Raw genomic sequence first — 17,846 nt, forward strand, 5'->3', positions numbered from 1 at the left:
GATCGGATCAGCCCATGTCCCTTATCACAACAGATAGCAAAGGCGTCTTTGTCATTGCCGTGACGCCATTTAACGACGACGGCTCGCTCGATCGCGCGAGTGTCGACAAGATGGTGGATTTCTACTTCGACAAGGGTGCCGATGGCCTCACCATCCTTGGCATGATGGGCGAAGCCCCTAAGCTGACACAGGCAGAATCGATCGAAGTCACACGTCTCACCCTGAAACGCTCGGCGGATAAACCTGTCGTCGTTGGCGTCTCAGCACCCGGACTGGCAGCAATTGGCGAACTCACCAAAGCCGTCATGGATCTTGGAGCGGCTGGTGTCATGGTTGCACCTCCATCGTCGCTTCGCACAGACGACCAGATCATAGCCTACTATCGCAATGTGATTGACACTGTTGGTACAGACGTCCCCGTCGTCCTTCAGGACTTTCCGCTTTCTACCAGTGTCCAGATCACTTCGAAGACGCTTCTCTCGATCCTTGATGCCCACCCCAGCATCGTGATGGTGAAGCACGAAGACTGGCCAGGTCTGCAGAAAATTACGGATCTGCGAGAGGCCGAGGCCAAAGGCCGGCGCCGCGTCTCTATCCTGTGTGGCAATGCCGGCATCTTCCTGCCAGAGGAAATGCAGCGCGGAGCCGATGGTGCCATGACCGGGTTCCCCTATCCCGAGATGATGGTCGATGTCTGCCGCCTGAGCAATGCAGGCAGGTACGATGACGCGCAGGACATCTTCGATGCCTATCTGCCGCTGATGCGCTACGAACAGCAACCGGGCCTTGGCCTTGCTGTGCGCAAATATGTCCTTGCCAAGCGAGGAGCAATTGCCACGCCTGCGCAAAGACGCCCAGGTGCGGCTCTTGGCGCAATCGCCGTCAGGGAAGTCGAAAAGCTCATCGAGCGACAGGAACGCAAATTGGAGGCGCTGAAGTAATGGACCTGCAGATATCAGGGAAGAAGGCACTCGTTCTTGGCGCAAGCCGTGGTCTGGGTGCTGCGATCGCTGAAGGTCTCGCTGCCGAGGGCGTCAGGGTGTTTGCCGCGGCCCGCAATATCGACAGGATCGCCTCCTCCGAGAATATCACGCCAATTGCCGTCGATCTTTCCGATCCAGCATCTGTCACGAAGCTCATTGTGCGGCTTGCCGCACAACGAGGCGTGGATATCCTCGTCAACAACTCGGGGGGACCGAAGGCAGGGCCAGCACTTGGCCAGTCCCGCGAAAGCTGGCTTACAGCCTTCGAAGCGATGGCAACGTCGATCTTCGCCATTTCCGACGCCATGTTGCAGGGCATGATCAGCAGGAAGTGGGGCCGGATCATCACGATCGGCTCATCCGGCATTGAGCAGCCCATTCCAAACCTTGCGCTTTCCAATGGCGTTAGAGCAGCCGTGGCCGGCTGGTCAAAGACGCTTGCCGCCGAAGTTGCCCGACACGGCGTCACGGTCAACATGATCCTGCCCGGGCGCATCGACACTGACCGGGTCCGCGAACTGGATGCCGTCAAGGCGGAAAAGACAGGTGCCAGCATCGAGGATGTGCAGGCCGCGTCGCGCAACGACATCCCTGCCGGGCGTTACGGCAGACCTGAAGAGTTTGCAGCCGCAGCCGTATTTCTCGCGAGCACGCAAGCGAGCTATATTACCGGCTCGTCGATCCGCGTTGATGGTGGCATGATCAGGGGGCTATGACAGGTATGGTCAACTTCGATATTGTTCATGAGCGCCGCGGCACCGGTAGCTCCAAATGGAGCAAATATCCAGGCGACGTTCTGCCCATGTGGGTTGCAGACATGGACTTTCCCGCCGCACCCGAAATTGTCGATGCGATCCGCAACCGCCTCGAGCATCCACTTCTTGGCTACGGTGTGGCGCGCGACGAGTTGCGCACGCAAATCGTTTCGGACATGCAGGAGAAGTTCAATTGGTCGATCTCCGCTGACGAGATCGTCTTCCTGCCGGGGGTGGAGCCAGGCTTCAACATGGCGCTGAAGGCGATGCTTCAGCCGGGTGACGGTGTCCTTGTTCAAACGCCTGTCTATCGCCCGATCCTCAATGCGCCGGGGCATTGGGGCCTGAAGCGAATTGAAGCGCCGCTGACGGCGACCGTAACTGGCCATGTCATGGATGCCAATCTTCTTGGCGACAAGCTCGCGCAATCAAGGGCTTTCCTTTTCTGCAATCCGCAGAACCCGACAGGCAAGGTGTTCACAAGGGAAGAGCTGACCGACATAGCAGCACTTTGCCGAGCGAACGACACGCTCATCATATCCGACGAAATCCACGGCGATCTTCTTTTTGATGGACGCCCCCATATCCCGATCGCCAGCCTCTCGGATGACGCAGCCGAGCGAACCATCACGCTGATGGCCGCAAGCAAGACCTACAATATTGCCGGGCTGAAGACTGCATTCGCGATCATCAAGAACAAGGAGATGCGCGAGACGTTCGCCCAATCGCGGCTCGGCATGGTCGACAGTGTCAATATTCTCGGACTGGAGGCTACGCTCGCAGCATTTTCGAGCGCCGGGAAATGGAAGGCTGCGATGTTGTCCTACATCGCTGATAATCGCGACTATCTGTCGGCACAGATTGCCGACCGCTTCCCATCAATCCGCCTCGTCAAGGCGGAAGGCACGTTCCTTGCCTGGCTTGACTGTGCGGACCTTGGGCTTAGCCCTGATCCGCAACGACACTTTCTGGAGCACGGCAAGGTCGGGTTCAGTGCGGGCGCAGAATTCGGCGAGGCTTATGGGAATTTCGTCCGGTTCAATTTCGGCTGCCCTCGACAGCTACTCGACGACGCGCTTGATCGCATGGAGAATGCGCTGCGCTAGGGACGAAAACGGCTCGGAACCGGTCGCGCCGCCCGGGTGATCGGTTATGCATCTGCGCCTCATGGATGAGGACCTGTAAAGAGCGAACTCGTGAACTCCAGCTGCCTGTCAAGCTGCGGGACCACGATGGGCGCCGGTTTTCTGCGTTTGGCGGAAGGCGACCTACCGCTAAAGCGGTACGTGTCAACCATGTCCGGTTGTGCTCTTATGAGCGCGGCCGACAATGGTGGCCGTTTCTCAACAATGCTCGGAGGTCCGCAGAAACCCCAGCGGACCTCAAGCTTCTCTGGAATACTGCCCCACCCAGGCTAACATTCCTTCTACCGTGGTCAGATACTCTCGCAGGGCTTGCTGGTTTTCAATATTGGCGGAAGTGGTGGCCAAGCGCCATTTCGGTCCGCCCTGTGTCTTTTCCTATGGCGGCGCTACGTTGCGCTGTGCGTCGGCTTTTGAGGACTTTTGACCTAAGCTGGTCCGGCACTCGAGGGCGTCCTTCAACTTCACGCCATCGGCATGTGTGAGATTTGCCACACTGACGAAGGAACCTTCTCTGCTGCGCAAATTAGCGAGGATCTGGGCTTTTCCTTTTTTAGGAACTCCTCATAGCTTGCTCCCACCCGAAACCGGGTGGAAACGCCGCCGACCTTTGTCGAAGGCAACAACTGAGTGTCGGTGGCGTTTCATTTGGTACGAGGTTCGACCTCGGGCGCCTCACGCAAATGAGATGGATCCCTCATTCTTGATGATGCGCCAGCAACCATTTGCATGACGATTCAATTTACCGGGCTCTCGCGTCTCCCCACTGTAGCTTTTCGTGAAGCGAAGGCAGCTGCCCGCATAAGAATCCCATCGGCATATTCCACGATCGCATGACCGCCGATACAGCCTACCATGGCATCATCGCCGCCGGCGGTCCGAACTGGACGGACCTGTCACGCTCTACGCTGGCACATCGAAGATCCTGCAATCTTTCAAAAGCAGATCCGTGTGACGATTGAGCATGGTCATGCGAACCGCCGCTCGGATGACATTTCTCCCGTAGCCTTCTTGTATCAATCCGAACCGCATAAGGCCTGCGAGCAGCTGCCACCTGTCGAGGAACGTGTTCCGACCTTCCGGCGCCCCCATCAGAACTGGGCCGCAGCCGAGATGCAGGCTAAAGGGAAGACCGCCTCAGACGCATAGGATGTTCTCCGCCTTGGGTGGCGAGAATTTACTCCACCCGCGGTGACGCGGGTGGCGATTTACCCCGTCCACACTAGTTTTGACGGCGCCACCACCTCGGTTCGGCACGCCCCTCGGACAGACTTTAGCGTCGGGCAGAAGTGCATGAAGGCGGACCACTGAACTGGCCCCCAGGGTTTCCATTCAAAACGCGGTCGACGATACGGATCCGCCATCGTCAAACGGATCCAAAGTCGTGACGCGCCTATCGCGGATCTGGCGTCACGCACCTGCAAATGGAAGTCGAACCACGCACGGAACATGACTGGTCTTTTACGGGAGTCCACTGCGAAAATTCTCGAGCGAAAGCAGACTTCAGAAAGTCCTGAATTTCGTCCTGAACTGGGCTGATTTCGGGGGGCAGGCTGAAGCAACTTCCGGTTTGACCGGATGTGAAACCCACGTGGTCAAATGTCGTCCAGCCACCTGCCCTACGGAGAAGTGTTTCCCCCTTGAACCCCGGTGCACGGACCGCAGTCTCAATCTTTCTCAGCCTGGCGGGGTCCTCGTTGCAGAACCATAGTGGATTGTCGTTTTCCCAACTCTCGACCGTGCAATTGGCCCCGGCGTATATGCTCGGGATCGTGTTCCCCCACGCGTCGGCCTCGTTCACGTCGATTATCTTGAGGAGATAAGGCCAGGTCGACTCGACGCCGGCATCGAAAACTCGCATCATCTTAAGAGTGCCGTTGCGAAACTCTCCCTTCAGGTCAATACCGTCGGCGGTTAGCTCGTCAACGATGGTGATGTACTCTGAGTGGGGAAGCCCGTTGATTGATAGGAGATTGATGTTCTCCTTCACCCCGCGAATATGCTCGAACCCCTTGCTCTTTAGCGCTCTTATGATCCGAACCGTGGAGTCAGCACCGCGTCGTTTGACACCCCCGACGGCAACAACAAATGCGCCAGAGGCGCGACCCGCGAAATAGTCCCACCCTTGCTGGTCGGCGCCGTTCGCCAACAGTAGTTCGATCAGGTGGTGATCTGCCTCAGCCTGCAGAGCCTCTTTTACAAAGCTCCGCTTGAATCGCCCGTCGGCAAATCCGTTCCCGTCGACATGGCCACGAGCTAGGATAGTTTGAGCGCCAAGGAAATCGTTCTCTCCTATCGCCGTTATCATCGCCCGGCCATCATCGGTAACTGGATCCGCGGCAATGCCCCTTGAAGGTCCCCAACCGAAACAGACCGATACGAGCGCCATTGCGATTAAACGCCGTCGCAGTCGCCCTTTCCATCCGGGTGCGACAATCATGTCTCGTCATCCTTACGACTGGTGCTTTCCGTTGCCAACCGCTCCAGCTGCCTGGTCCCCAATTCTAAGCACTGCAGGGCTTCGTTTGCAAAGTTTTGATATCGTTCCTCGAGAACACGAACGCCAATTGCCGACCATTGCGGCCGACCGGGGGCGCGTCTCCGCGCGATCGAGCTGCATGGGCTCAATGCGAAAGAGTTCATTCTGCCTCCCCACCTGTCGTCAAGCTGCGAACGTGGTCGAATGTCGACTTGAGTCAAAATCAGTGGGTTAGATGGAACTAACATAGCGCTTGTGCATTTATGAGAGTTCCGAGAAATCAAACCCCTCTCGGGGCCTGTAACGATCAAACTTGCCCCGCACCTTCCTGCGGGGTTTTTCTTTCAATTTTGTCTGCCTTCTCCCCCCTCCCCCAAGTGATTAGGTCGCCCATGCGAACGGAGGCGTCCCTCGTTCAGCCACGGTGCGCTATTCTCGTAAAGCTTGCAGATTTCTCTGTAAGCGGAGACGGTGGCCAAGCGGAACCCCAAGCGGACCATGTGTCTCTGTCTATGGCCAGGCCGCTGCATCTGCAGCGGCCTCGGCTGAACAGCTTAGCTTCAGGCTTAGCTGGCGAAATGCCCCAAAGTGAGATGTGAGGGGCCGCGCATAATTCCGACAGTGGACGAAAGGTGTTGCTCCCAACTCAATAGATTGTGAACCTGTAAAAGCCGAAAGCGCGGAATACCCCAACGCGTTTGGGATTGACCGATTTGCGCGGGTCCGGCCTCAGGCGAGCTTATCCAGACTTTGTCCGCTGCGAAAAGGTTCGTTGGGAGCCCCAGCTTTTCGAGACCATAGCCAATGGTCGCCTGTGACGAGCCGTACATGGGGGATGAATCGATGGGCCTTCCACCGCTGGCAAAAAATGCGCGCATCACCTCGGCGCACTCGTCCTGCAATTCTCGATCGTTTCCCACATTGAAGGTAATCCAGCCAACGACTGGGATCATTTCGCCGCTGGAGGGTATCTTCTTTTCAATAATCTCGCCAGCAGCGGCCGCCCTCGCAGAGCAGCCATTGTTGCCAGACCGGGAAGTGCGAGCAGGCACTGTCGTCGTGTTATGGACAATTCGCGTTACCCCAATCTCGCTTTGATCGTTGGGAAACTTGGCGACTCTCTCGGCAATTTCAATCTGATTTGGCATCTCTGAGTGGGTCTTTTCAAAATCCTGGATGCGACACCCACATTACGAATGCAACGCCTGTTTGAAGAAGGTGCCAGGCAGGCGGGCGAGAGAAGATCGATCCCAACCGATTCGCGCCCTGTCCCGGAAAAGAACAGGAAGGAACTTGTCACCGGCGACGACCTTCGACGAATCCGGCGCCAATTGGCGGTTGCGTAGCTCATTTTAGGGGGCCCAGCCTTTCGAAAGGCCTGCTTGAGCAACAGCTCCAACGTGACACCGTTCACCTACGCTCGAGCCCCATGAGGACCGGTGTCTTGATGGTTTGACGCCCGCATATACCGCGGCTCGGTGATAGTCTCGCTCACCCCAATCATGAGAAAATCCGGTGGACGATTACGCCCGGCCTGGTTGAAGCTTGTAGGAGTTACGTCCGGCATCGTGCTCATAGCGCCAGGAGCTCACCAGGAAGTTCCCCTGTTGGTGATATCAACGCGATCCGGCTCGTCACCGCCGCGTCGACGGAGCCAAAGAAACCGTGAAGCCGTTATCGTGCGGTTTGACATTCCGGTCGTTGACCACCGCCTTGTCATTCTTCATGAACCGTCCGCTGTTACGATGAAACACTGAGTCCCGAAGGAACATTGCAATGCCCGAGAAAATAACTGCGGAGTTTCTTGAGGGCTTTCTCGGGAATCGGCGTCTTATGGACCAACTGGCGTTCATACTTGAAGTCGAAAAGCTCAAGACGATCTTGCGAAGGACATTGTTGCTGGACCGCTCCAGGGTAGAGAATGATGCCGAACATACCTGGCAGCTGGCCCTGATGGCTGCCGTGCTCTGTGAGCATTCCCGCGAACCGGTCGACACCCTGCGTGTGCTTAAGATGCTGCTTATCCACGATATTGTCGAAATTGATGCTGGTGATACCTTTGCCTACGATCCCATCGCGGCCTCCAGCCAGGCCGAGCGAGAGCTGAAGGCTGCAGATCGCATCTTTACGCTGCTGCCAAACGATCAAGCGGAAGAGTTCCGTGCTCTGTGGGATGAATTCGAGTCGAAGACTTCCGCCGAATCCCGTTTCGCCAACGCCATGGATCGGCTGCAGCCGCTGCTGCACAACTTTTTCACTGACGGCGGGACCTGGCAGACTGCAGGCGTCACCTCACCGGATGTAAATCGCCGAATGGCACCAATTGGTGCAGCCTCGGACACGTTGGGCGATCTCAGCACAAGACTGATCGCACTGGCTGTCGAGAAGGGTATCCTGGCGCCGGGAGTGGAGTAGCGCACGGTGCCTTTTCAGTCAGAATCCGATAGTCGTCATCTACTGGCTCGTGGCTCTCACCGCCGCTGAAACCGGCGGAGCGTCAGGGAGGCTGTGACAGGCCGCCATTGTTTCCTACGCGACCGGAAACACCTTGAAACAACGCGTCGGATCATACGGAGCGCCGGGTTCGCAACCCCCATGCTCGCATGAGCTCCAATGGCGCAGAAAGTTCCGACGGCAGGACGTAAGCATCAGCTGCCCTCTCCTTTTGATTTGAGAACCGTCGCGGCAACCCATGCCCCAGCCCCTGAACGGAGTAAAATGACAGCTGCAGACGGTCTCCCCGTTTCCATTCCTCCAGAGTGCCCCATGACATCTGCTTCGTTCGCCCCGCCTCATTGACCAAGTCCGTTGCTTCGAGCCATTGCGAGACCAAAGCGCGTCCATTGAGCGGATTAACGACACTATCGGCCGTCCCATGCCATACCGAGATCGGTGGCCATTCTTTCGCGTTCGGCGAAACACTGCGCACCAGGTCGCCCCACTCCTGCGGCTCTCGCTTGATACCGGACCTCATGCCGCGCATGGCCGATATTGCATCCCTTGCCGCGCCGAACGGCATCCCCGCGAAAATGGCAGCACCAGCAAAGAGATCGGGATACGTGGCGACGAGCGCCGAAGTCATCGCTCCTCCAGCAGATAGGCCCGCAACGTAGACCCTGGAGCGATCTACCCGATAGCGGCGGCATGTGTACTCGATCATCTGGCGAACCGACATCAACTCGCTACGGTCCCGCGCCACCGCGCTTGGCCGAAACCAATTAAAGCATCGCTGGGCGTTGTTTGTCTCGTTTTGCTGAGGATAGAGGAGAATAAAGCCCCGCTGTGTCGCGAACTTGGAGAAGCCGGTTGCCGTATCCAGGCTTTCCGGCGTCTGTCTGCACCCATGCAGGACCACCACCAATGGCGGCTTGGCCGGTAATGTCCTGGGCACAAAGACCTTCATCGTTAAGCGTCCAGGATTGCTACCGAACCCCGTCACTTCGCCGAGTTTGGGCTTGGCCGCGACCGGGCTACGCGATTTTGACGCGGTTCGGGTTGGTGCACGAAGAGCCTTTGCAATCAGTTTTCGATACGCTTTTTGCGTTCTCAGCAGTCTGGAGAATGATCTCGGCAATTTGAACGTCATCTTAGAACGCCTTCCTTCGACGTCGCCGATGCTCTCCCGCGGCTTGAATGGGCGCCGCCACCGACAGATTAGTGAAACTAGCCTATTGGATCAGAGGCTTATTCAGAAGGGCGAAACGGACAACTCTCCTATGCGTTCAATCGGTTGGGGGATGGACGACCTACAGCTTCGACCCCGAGAATTGCCCGCATTTCGTGATAAAGTCTCAGGATTGAAGGTCGACAAGAAGGCCCTATATGTTCCCTGTTCGAAGGGAGGCGGCAATGCAGGACACCGATTTTCTAATTCTCTCGAGCGCCGTCAGGCAGTGGTATCGGTACTATGACGTAGATCCGGACGAAGAGGCATCCAGACTTCTTAACCACGCAGCAATAGAACTTTTCGACCAGGGTCATCGGTCGGTCGAAGGCATAGCCACGGTGTTGATCGAGAACTACGTTGGCCCGTGGCCCTCGTCGGAGAACGTGACCAGGTCTAATCTGGTCCAGTAGTTCGACGGGCGTCCCGAAAAGCCTCGTCCAGAGAGTTGCAGGAAAACCTTTCGCGTCAGCGCTCTCGCGAACGGAACAGACTAAATCTGCGCTCTCCGATGCGACCACAGCGATGTCGCATGTTCCAGAGAGCCATTCCTGAAAACCGCCACCAAAGCGGCACAAGAGCCGTCCCTGGTGGGCAATCTGTCTGGAACCAATTCTGACTTTCCGCATTTCATGCTGCGGTTGAAGCGGAGCTTGAAAGAAAATGCAGTGGCATACGCCTGTTGTCGTCAACATCGGATCTGCAAGGCATGTCGTGAGAGGAACTCAGGAAGCGGCTTGGCTTCTTGCAGACAAATGGCCAACCTTGACAGGCAATTCCTTTGTCAGGGCACTTAAGGCTTGCGCAGCCGCTCTTGAAGGACGGCGAACGCAGACCTATGCTCGGCTTGCTTTCATCGCTGCAGCACATCACGCATCTCTTGTTGTAGAGCGCTAGCGCGCGTGCTCCCATCCTCGAACAGCCGATCGAATCGGCCGCGAATGAATTAACAACGTCGATCTGCATCCCTTGAGCGTCGAACCTAATGAGTGTTCGGCAGCCAATATTGATTGCGCGTGTCCCGGGACGCATTCGAACGACGACGATCATTGCTGATGCCCTGTTTTATTCGCTGTCTGTGGCTATTCCTTTATCGATTTCATCGATGCGGGAGTGGTTAAAGAGTCGGCTGATCGGTTCTCGCGCGCCAGATGCGATGGGACTACATGATCTTACTCAAGGTTTTCCTGTCGAGTGCAACAAGAAGGAAAAGTCGCCGGCGTCGGAGAATTTACATTTGCCCGCGCCGCCCTCCCTTCCTTACCCGCAAAAGTGCGACTTGTCGCCCTCGGTTTCTCAGGGTCCTTATCGGTTGCAGTCCCGACGCCACCAGCGATCGTGACAGCACAGACGCCGCGATGGTCGCGGCTCGGCAATCAGAAAAGGAGCATGAAATGGCTACCATCGGGACCTTCACTGCCACGGAGGGCGGCTTCACGGGTCAAATCCGCACACTCGCTCTGAACATAAAGGCTCGGATCGCGCGCGTTGAAAGCCCCTCCGACAAGGGACCTCAGTATCGCATCTTCGCAGGCGCCGTCGACCTGGGCGCTGCGTGGCTGAAAACATCAGAACATGGCCGCGATTATCTGTCCGTCAAGCTGGACGACCCGAGCTTCTCGGCACCAATTTACGCAACCCTTGCCGAGATCGAAGGGCAGACAGAACACCAGTTGATCTGGTCGCGTCCGAACCGGGATTAAAGCAAGGCAAGCCCCGCTTAGCTGCGGGGCTTTTTCCAATATTGAGAGTCTGTGTTCGGCTTTCCAGTCGTTGTCCACACATATTAACGCCTGTCACGGTGAAACTGGTTGTCGGCCACTGAGCGTCTCATATCGGCGCGTCGAAACCAGATCGCACGTCCGCATCGAAGTGGCGGGTTTCCTGCAGTGAACACAATCTGCTCATCAGCCCTCATCTCCAAGACTTCATGTGGTAAGATCAATGGCCGCGCGGCGAGCTGCTTCGACCGGGTTCTCGAGAAGCCTTTGGATTGGGAACTGTTACTGATCTGGTCGACCTCGACAGTCGTCATTCCACACCGACGTGAAATGTATTCGGCAGTTTCCGCATCATTGACAGCTGCAAAGCTAATCCAGCTCGCGCTCTCAAACCATTTGCTGGACGCGTCACGGCCCCCATAGGACTCGCGCAACTGACCGATTGATTGGTACATCATTGTAAGGGTAATGCCATACTTGCGCCCCGCATCCCGGGCCGTCTCAAGAATTCCCATGTGACCAAGCCGTGCGACTTCGTCGAGGAGGAACAATACCCGTCCTACCCTATCGCCGCTGCGGTTATAGATGGCATTGAGTAGGGAACCAATAATGAGGCGCGCAAGGCCGGCATGGTTCTCAAGAGTCTTCAGATCTATGTTGATGAACACGTCGTTGACGCCGGAGGCAACATCATCCGTTACGAAAGTGGTCCCAGACACAAGAGCGGCAAGGTTCGGGTAGGAGAGCCAATGGGTTTCTTTACTTACGTTGGCGTACACGCCTGAGAAGGTCTCAGGGGTCATATTCACGAATGCTGCAACGTTCTCTCTGACAAACGTAGACCGCGAGTTGTTGTAAATGTCCTCCAATCTCAATCTAAGTTTCGGTTCAGGCTCGGACATATTGGCACGAACCTTTTGAAGGGTCTGATCGTGTTCCGGTGTATGTCCTGATAGGCAGACATCAGCGATCAGCGCCGTCAGTAGCTGCAGACTCGAGGCGCGAAAAAAGTCATCCTTCGGTCCATTGACCCGACCGCTATCACTGATGATCCAGGAAGCCACCGCGGCTATGTCCTCCTCGGCGGTACTGCCAAACCGGCCGATCCAGTCCAAGACATTGAAGCCGGTCTCCGGGTGCTTGGGGTCCAGCACCATGGTGCGGCGGCCAGTCTGCACCCGTTGCCTCCGCACCATCGGCTCGACTTCGCCAGAGGGGTCGAGCACGACCATCGAACCGTCCCATGTGATCGCCGTGGGTATTGTTACAGAACTTGTTTTGAAGCCTCCTGAACCGGCGAAGACAAGCCCATGCGAGGAGCCGAATGAGCCGTCGAAGCAAAGCAGGGGCGACTTGCCACCTGCCCCCCATGTTTGTGGATCGCGTGGCCGAAATGGAACGCCCACGGCATGGTCACGATCTACCCGGTATCGCTCGCCGATCACTATTCCGCCAGCTTCGGAAAAAATTGATCCCGATTGCTTCATTGTCATCCAATCGGCTTCACCATAGATCGCGCGCCTGCCCCTTTTCCGCCTTGGCTTGGAAGACCCGAATGCAGCATTACCGATGAAGACGGTACGCAACGCGAAGCCCCCGGCAAATACCAGTGCGGCACTTCCAGCGACGGTACCCCAATCGATAAAATGCACCAGCGACGGGTCCGCCGGCAGTTGATCAAGAAACGGCGCCAGCCGCGCCGTCTCTTGCAGCCCTCCAATCAGAATGAGCGAGATGCTGGCGGCAACTACACCTGCGCCAACGACGGAAACAAACTTCGAGCCGGCCGAGGCAAACAACATAAGGAGGCCAGCAGTGGCTGCGGCGGCATTGGGTGCCGCTCTCTCTACGTGCAAGAGCAAGAGCATTGCCGCATCTGTTCTGCCGAAACCGGCCAGCCAAAAGTCGATAGCTGACAAACTTCGAGCGACAAGGATCATCAGTGACAGTGAAACCATGAAGAGTATCAGCCTAGCTGCTTTCATTGACCAAGGCCTCCGTGCCAATGAAAGTCAGCGTTGAAGGTCGGCTCCATCGATTTCAATCTCCCAATGCCCGCCCTCAACGCGAGGCGGCCAATGCGCTTTGCCCGGCGCGTCTTCGCGTGTTTGAGCTGTTCCTGGAGTCTGGCGATTTCTTCGCGGAACTTCGACGATTGCTTTTGCATTGCTGATACCTCTCGTACGATTGGCGCGAACAACAGACGGTCTCTTAGATCGCGTCATCGATCTACTCGCATATTTGCGGGTTGGCGCAGTCAATGCCTTTGAGCAACCCCAACTGTTCCGAGGGAGCGGGTGCCGAAGGCAATTATACGTCGCTTGGGCGACGCACTGGCAAAGGGCGGCCTACCAGCTCGCCCTTTGCCTGAAAAACCAATGAAGGTACCGGCGCGGGTCGCCCATGATGAGCCGTTCCGATTGCCGATGCTGCAGGCGACATCAGGGGCATAACTAACGGAGAGATCGAATCTTTTGGCCCCTCAGATCCACAACGAGGGGCGTCAGTTGCCGTCAGTTCCATTCACATCAAGACGGTTGTTGTTCGGTTTCGTTGCGATCAGCATGTCGTCAGTTACAGTGTTTGTTCGTGCAATGACGACAGCTTCGAACATGTGGATAGCTTCGAATTATTCTGGTACAGAACCGGAGGGACGCTCCCGGCGCTCAGCGGTTGATCAGGAGCCGCTGCCCAGTCAACGTGAGAGCGTTGAAGTCTTTCACTAAAGCGCCAAGACATTCAACAAGAGTTTCCGTAAGTCTGGCTCGTTGACATGTCGCGCAGCCTCAACCGGCTTCATCCAAATGACATTGCGCTCGGCCATTTCTGGAAATCGCTTCTTACGCCGCCGCACCTTGATGAGGTAAACAGACACTAGTGGCTCGATCTTGCGTCCATCAGCAAGAATCTTGGAGTAGCGGAATTCACCGAACGGCTTTCGTTTGACCTTTCCAACGACGCCAGCCTCCTCCCATGCCTCGCGTTCGGCAACCTCCCGGGGCGTTAGACCGTTTATGGGCCATCCCTTTGGGATCATCCATCTCCTCGTCTCTCGAGTGGTGATCATTAGTACTTCAGGGCCGTCAGCTTGCGAGCGCATGCAGATCGCCCCGATCTGGTAAGCAGGTGCCGGGGTCGAAGTATGTATACCGTTTGCCTGCTTATTCATTCGCTCACCGCTGATCTCGTGGCCGAACAAGCACGTGAGGTCGGAGTTCCCGACCTCCTGGTGCGTTAGTGTTCGCCATGCGATGCTTTCGTGAGTCAATGAGATGTCGAAAAGTTCCGTGACGCGGGCGGAAGGCTGCTCGGAGGCGAGACTGGCCGCGTTGAACGTGGCTCGAAAGACTTGCTGATTGGTAGCCTGTGGATGCTACTCCACGGCGGCAACAATGTCTTTCGGTTTCAATCTGACTTCGCCAGCCGTGCCACGGGTCCGGCGATCCAGGCGATCTCAGCCAAGTATTATCCTCGGACCCATATTTGAACCCAAAAATGAGCCATGCCAGCAGCTGAAAATGCGGCACTTCACAATGAGAAGGGTTCATTGCGACGTTGGCCGGGAAGCCAGTTGGTCGAGACGTCCCCTCGCCCACACGTTTTCACGGTTCTTTTGATTGTCAAACCTCAATCAATGCTGAGCGGCTTGGATGGGAGCGGTAAGAACCACGCGGAGCCCCGGCATGTTGTCCTCTTCGTCGAGGCCGCCTTGGAGCCTATTGACGATCGCCGACAGCATTCGATAGCCGAAACCCGTTGCGTCTGGATTCTGCTTGCCCCGCCCTCGGTCTGACACGATCAGACGTAGCGTTCCACGGTGTTGTTCCAACTTGATTGTCAGCGCGCCCGGACTTCCTCCATAGGCGTATTTCTGGGCGTTGATGACCAACTCGGTAAGCACAAGACCGATATTTACAGCCTTATCGGTCGCGATCAATACAGGGGTAAGATCGAGCGTGAGTTCCTCCTGCCAGCCGCGATCCATGCCTTGCATCATGTCGAAGAGGAGCGTCTCGATGTAACGGGAGAGATCAACAATCTCCACGCTGTCATCCTGATAAAGCCGTCTGTGTACCAGCGACACTGCGGTGAGCCTCTTTTGCGCTTCGTCGAGACCCTCCTTCAGATCCTCCGATTTTGCCTCGCGGGCCTGCAAGCGCAAGAATGCAGAGACCAGCTGGAGCGAGTTCTGAACGCGGTGATTGACCTCCTTGAGGAGGTAATCCTTTTGACTGAGCAGGCTTTCGTTCTCGCGCAAGGTTATAGAAAGTTCTTTGTTCAGTTCCCTCATGCGGTGATTGTTGCGCTGTTCAAGCATGAGCCGTACGATCCGGGTAGCCGCTTCCACCTCTGCATGGCTCCAGGGCGGTGCAGTGCCCCTGACATTTTCGCTCCATGCGGCAAATGAGGATCGTGGGCGTAGGGTTGCTCCTGGCTCCAATGGAATATCCTTATGAGGTTCTCCCGCCCACTTTAGTACCTCTATGTGCTCCGCGCGGAACCACATCAGTATGGTGGGCACTTCCGTGGACATCGTTACGCCGAGCAACCCGCTAGCCTGTTCACGGAACGCCTCCGCCTCCTGCCATTGTCGAGAGAGGCTGGTTGTCACGTAGGGCTGGCGCGATGCAGGAAGCCTCACATGCTCCGCGATCTTGCGCACGTCAATCTTGTCAGGCGTGATCCCGTATACGAGCAAGTCCTTACCTTGCACCGCCGCAAAGCCATCAGCCGCCAGCAATCGCGCAAGTTCCGGACCCGAATTGACAAAGAACTCCTCCAGTGAACTGTCGTTGCCAAGCTTGGCAAGGACCACATCCTCCTGAGAACGCAAGCGGATACGCTCCCGGTAGAGCTCGCCCTCCTCTTTGGACCTGATTTGTCTTGAAAGAGCGTTAGCCAGTGCTTGGCAACCCATCCGTGTCGACAACGGAATAGCCCGCGGAGAGGCGTGATGGCACGCTATCAACCCCCATAACACTCCATCCTTGACGATCGAGAACGAAGCGGAAGCGCCCACGCCCATGTTCTTCAGGTATTGAATGTGTATCGGCGACACGCTTCTCAGGATAGAGTCGCTGAGATCAAGGTTTCGCAAATCGAACCGGGAACGAATAGGGCGCGGCTCGTAGTCCACGTCTGGAATGACCCGGGACTTGTTCCTGAGATAAAGCGCCCTGGCTTGCTTGGGGATATCCGACGCCGGAAAATGATGGTTCATGAAAGTGGATGTCCCAACGGCGGTGCTTTCACCCACGACGACGCCAGCGTCGTCATCGAGAAACTGGTAGACCATAACGCGATCATATCCAGTCAACTGCCGGAAGATCGCCGCCGCCTCCCGACAAAGTTCCTTGACACTGCTAGACCGCTCAAAGCGGGAACTGGCGGCATCCAGGGCGACCAGAAAAGGAATGGTCTCAACCGTCTCATCCTCGGTCGGGTCGAATTCCACAACAACAAAGGGCCCTGACCGATAAGCCACTACATCGAGTGGCCCGCGCGGCCCCTGCATGCGCCCAAGCACGGTTAGCCGTCCATTCGTCGCGTCGGAAAGACGCTCCGCAAGTTTCTCTCCAAGAACATCGTGGACTGAGTTTCCAAGCGTCGGTCGACAGAGAAATGCGGCGACGTCACCCGCCTCACCAACGATTTCATTCGAGCTGCCATCGGCGACAAGCATGACTCCGTGCGGCTGGATGGAGCCAGGGATGTGTATTGGTTCAAGATCACACGAAGTCAGTTCGGGCGATGTGGCGGTTCTATCGTTCATGTCGCCCTTTCCGGCACAGCTGGCAAACACTTAGAGCGGAACCACAAGCTTTCCAAGTGCATTACGGGATTTGGAAATACTTTGCTGAAAGGGCAACACGGGCGGCGGACGCGTGATCCCCCTTGAAACGATGAAGTTCGCGGATACATCCCGTGAACCTGCGACAGGTTGAAGACATTGGGCCCAAGTGGCTGACACGGATTGAACAATGCACGACGAGAACCACCGTCGGGATGCGCGTGATGCAGGCGACCGCCTCATAGCATCCCATCCATCCGAGGACCCTTTCGCGGCAGCCTTCAAGGCTACGCGCATGCCAATGCTCATCACCGACCCGCGCCAGGATGACAATCCGATCATTTTTTCCAACCGTGCGTTCTCCGAGTTAACGGGCTACAGTCAAGAGGAGCTCATCGGCCAGAACTGCCGCCTTCTCCAGGGCCCGGAAACCGACCAGGAAGCCGTTTCTAAATTGCGAAACGCAGTCGTCAGTGAGCGTGACGTCTCAGTTGACATTTTGAACTACCGCAAAGACGGCAGCACATTCTGGAATGCCCTTTTTGTCAGCCCTGTTCGAGATCGCGATGGCAACGTTATATACTTCTTTGCCTCGCAAGTCGACTTTACGAACATCAAGAGCAAGGAATCCGAGTTGGCAAACGCCCGTCATAGCGCGGAGGAAGAGGTTGCGCGGCGTACGGCAGAGCTACGCGACGCACTCAGTGTGAAAAGCGACCTTGTTCACGAGGTGGACCACCGGGTCAAAAACAATCTCCTAACGATCGCATCGATCATAAAGTTACAAATGCGAATGACAAGAAATAGTACGGTTGAGAAAACGCTTAAATCCGTTCTTGACCGTGTCGAGGCCCTGAGCACGGTGCAACGTAAGCTCCTGAACGATGAAAGGCTTGGTCATTTCGACGTTGCAGATTTCGGTCGGGATTTGGTGACGGACATCGTTGGGTCACTGAAAAGGCCCGATATCGTCCTGACGACGGACCTGCATCCGGTGACGGTTTCCGCTTCAAAGGCCTCGCCGCTGGCTCTCATCATCAACGAGCTTGTCGGAGATGCCGTAAGGCGGGGGCTCAGCGACGGCGGTGGTGAGATACATCTGGAAATTCGCAGGTTGAACGGCCACTTCCTCATTCGGGTCGTTGATACAGTCACTCCCGTCGAGGTGGACGGTGAGCAGGACGCATACAGCCGTGCAATGCTGGACGCCTCGATCCATCAACTGCGTGCGAGTATAGAACGTCACGTGGAAGGCCACAGAACAGAAGTGCGCGTAACCCTTCTTGTTGAAGATTAGGAAAGGACCGAGTC

15 protein-coding genes and 1 pseudogene are annotated in these 17,846 nt (G+C 56.5%); 9 read left to right on the forward strand and 7 right to left on the reverse strand.

Translation table 11 applies throughout. The annotated features are described in order from the left end of the window. Positions 1–14: 14 nt before the first annotated feature. The 4 genes from JNB88_RS14105 (at position 15) to JNB88_RS14120 (ending at position 4,029) form a co-directional block, all read left to right on the forward strand. Positions 15–941: a dihydrodipicolinate synthase family protein gene (locus JNB88_RS14105; protein WP_220355988.1), complete on the forward strand. Its 927-nt coding sequence runs from the start codon at positions 15–17 to the stop codon at positions 939–941. Then, entirely contained in the window at positions 941–1,699 is a 759-nt protein-coding gene (locus tag JNB88_RS14110; protein WP_220355989.1) for an SDR family oxidoreductase, read from the forward strand. The genes JNB88_RS14105 and JNB88_RS14110 overlap by 1 nt, the downstream gene beginning before the upstream one ends. Continuing rightward, positions 1,696–2,844: a MalY/PatB family protein gene (locus tag JNB88_RS14115; protein WP_223217192.1), complete on the forward strand. Its 1,149-nt coding sequence runs from the start codon at positions 1,696–1,698 to the stop codon at positions 2,842–2,844. Before JNB88_RS14110 ends, JNB88_RS14115 begins: the two co-directional genes overlap by 4 nt. A gap of 891 nt (positions 2,845–3,735) precedes the next feature. Then, a complete protein-coding gene (locus tag JNB88_RS14120; protein ID WP_223217193.1) occupies positions 3,736–4,029 on the forward strand; it encodes a DUF2961 domain-containing protein in 294 nt (97 codons plus the stop codon). A 244-nt stretch (positions 4,030–4,273) separates the two neighbouring features. Here the strand turns inward: JNB88_RS14120 and JNB88_RS14125 are convergent, their stop codons facing one another. Together JNB88_RS14125 and JNB88_RS33605 are read right to left on the reverse strand one after the other, a co-directional pair. After that, entirely contained in the window at positions 4,274–5,269 is a 996-nt protein-coding gene (locus tag JNB88_RS14125; RefSeq protein WP_223217194.1) for an ankyrin repeat domain-containing protein, read from the reverse strand. Between the two features lie 719 nt (positions 5,270–5,988). After that, positions 5,989–6,411, reverse strand: a pseudogene (locus JNB88_RS33605) (aldo-keto reductase family protein); the annotation flags it as partial. A gap of 724 nt (positions 6,412–7,135) precedes the next feature. Here JNB88_RS33605 and JNB88_RS14130 point away from each other — a divergent pair. After that, positions 7,136–7,774, forward strand: coding sequence for an HD domain-containing protein (locus JNB88_RS14130; protein ID WP_220355990.1), 639 nt, complete (start codon positions 7,136–7,138; stop codon positions 7,772–7,774). A 151-nt stretch (positions 7,775–7,925) separates the two neighbouring features. On the opposite strand, the gene JNB88_RS14135 is transcribed toward JNB88_RS14130, so the two are convergent. Further along, positions 7,926–8,945 carry an extracellular catalytic domain type 1 short-chain-length polyhydroxyalkanoate depolymerase gene (locus tag JNB88_RS14135; protein ID WP_220355991.1) on the reverse strand — a complete coding sequence of 340 codons (1,020 nt, stop codon included), beginning with the start codon at positions 8,943–8,945 and terminating at the stop codon, positions 7,926–7,928. A 263-nt stretch (positions 8,946–9,208) separates the two neighbouring features. On the opposite strand from JNB88_RS14135, the gene JNB88_RS14140 reads away from it, so the two are divergent. The 3 genes from JNB88_RS14140 to JNB88_RS14150 all read left to right on the forward strand — a co-directional run bounded on the left by JNB88_RS14140 (position 9,209) and on the right by JNB88_RS14150 (position 10,726). Continuing rightward, a complete protein-coding gene (locus JNB88_RS14140) occupies positions 9,209–9,436 on the forward strand; it encodes a hypothetical protein (RefSeq protein ID WP_220356089.1) in 228 nt (75 codons plus the stop codon). A gap of 250 nt (positions 9,437–9,686) precedes the next feature. Then, positions 9,687–9,920 carry a DUF982 domain-containing protein gene (locus JNB88_RS14145; protein ID WP_220355992.1) on the forward strand — a complete coding sequence of 78 codons (234 nt, stop codon included), beginning with the start codon at positions 9,687–9,689 and terminating at the stop codon, positions 9,918–9,920. A 497-nt stretch (positions 9,921–10,417) separates the two neighbouring features. Beyond that, positions 10,418–10,726, forward strand: coding sequence for a DUF736 domain-containing protein (locus JNB88_RS14150; protein ID WP_220355993.1), 309 nt, complete (start codon positions 10,418–10,420; stop codon positions 10,724–10,726). 83 nt (positions 10,727–10,809) lie between these two features. On the opposite strand, the gene traG is transcribed toward JNB88_RS14150, so the two are convergent. The 4 genes from traG to JNB88_RS14170 all read right to left on the reverse strand — a co-directional run bounded on the left by traG (position 10,810) and on the right by JNB88_RS14170 (position 16,517). Continuing rightward, entirely contained in the window at positions 10,810–12,729 is a 1,920-nt protein-coding gene (gene traG, locus JNB88_RS14155) for a Ti-type conjugative transfer system protein TraG (protein WP_220355994.1), read from the reverse strand. Then, the gene (locus JNB88_RS14160; protein ID WP_220355995.1) at positions 12,726–12,911 is read right to left on the reverse strand and encodes a TraC family protein; all 186 of its coding nucleotides are present in this window, start codon (positions 12,909–12,911) and stop codon (positions 12,726–12,728) included. The genes traG and JNB88_RS14160 overlap by 4 nt, the downstream gene beginning before the upstream one ends. 555 nt (positions 12,912–13,466) lie before the next feature. Beyond that, complete coding sequence (locus tag JNB88_RS14165) at positions 13,467–13,913, reverse strand: NUDIX hydrolase (RefSeq protein WP_220355996.1); 447 nt, start codon at positions 13,911–13,913, stop codon at positions 13,467–13,469. 462 nt (positions 13,914–14,375) lie between these two features. Next, positions 14,376–16,517 (reverse strand): histidine kinase dimerization/phosphoacceptor domain -containing protein, encoded by a 2,142-nt coding sequence (locus JNB88_RS14170; RefSeq protein WP_220355997.1) that lies wholly within the window; start codon positions 16,515–16,517, stop codon positions 14,376–14,378. Positions 16,518–16,725: 208 nt separating this feature from the next. Between JNB88_RS14170 and JNB88_RS14175 the strand changes: the two genes are divergently transcribed. Then, positions 16,726–17,832, forward strand: a complete 1,107-nt coding sequence (locus JNB88_RS14175) for a PAS domain-containing protein (RefSeq protein ID WP_220355998.1) — start codon at positions 16,726–16,728, stop codon at positions 17,830–17,832. Positions 17,833–17,846 lie beyond the last annotated feature (14 nt).

The sequence above is a fragment of the Rhizobium cauense genome, assembly GCF_019511525.1.
In the GTDB taxonomy this organism is placed as follows: domain Bacteria; phylum Pseudomonadota; class Alphaproteobacteria; order Rhizobiales; family Rhizobiaceae; genus Rhizobium; species Rhizobium cauense.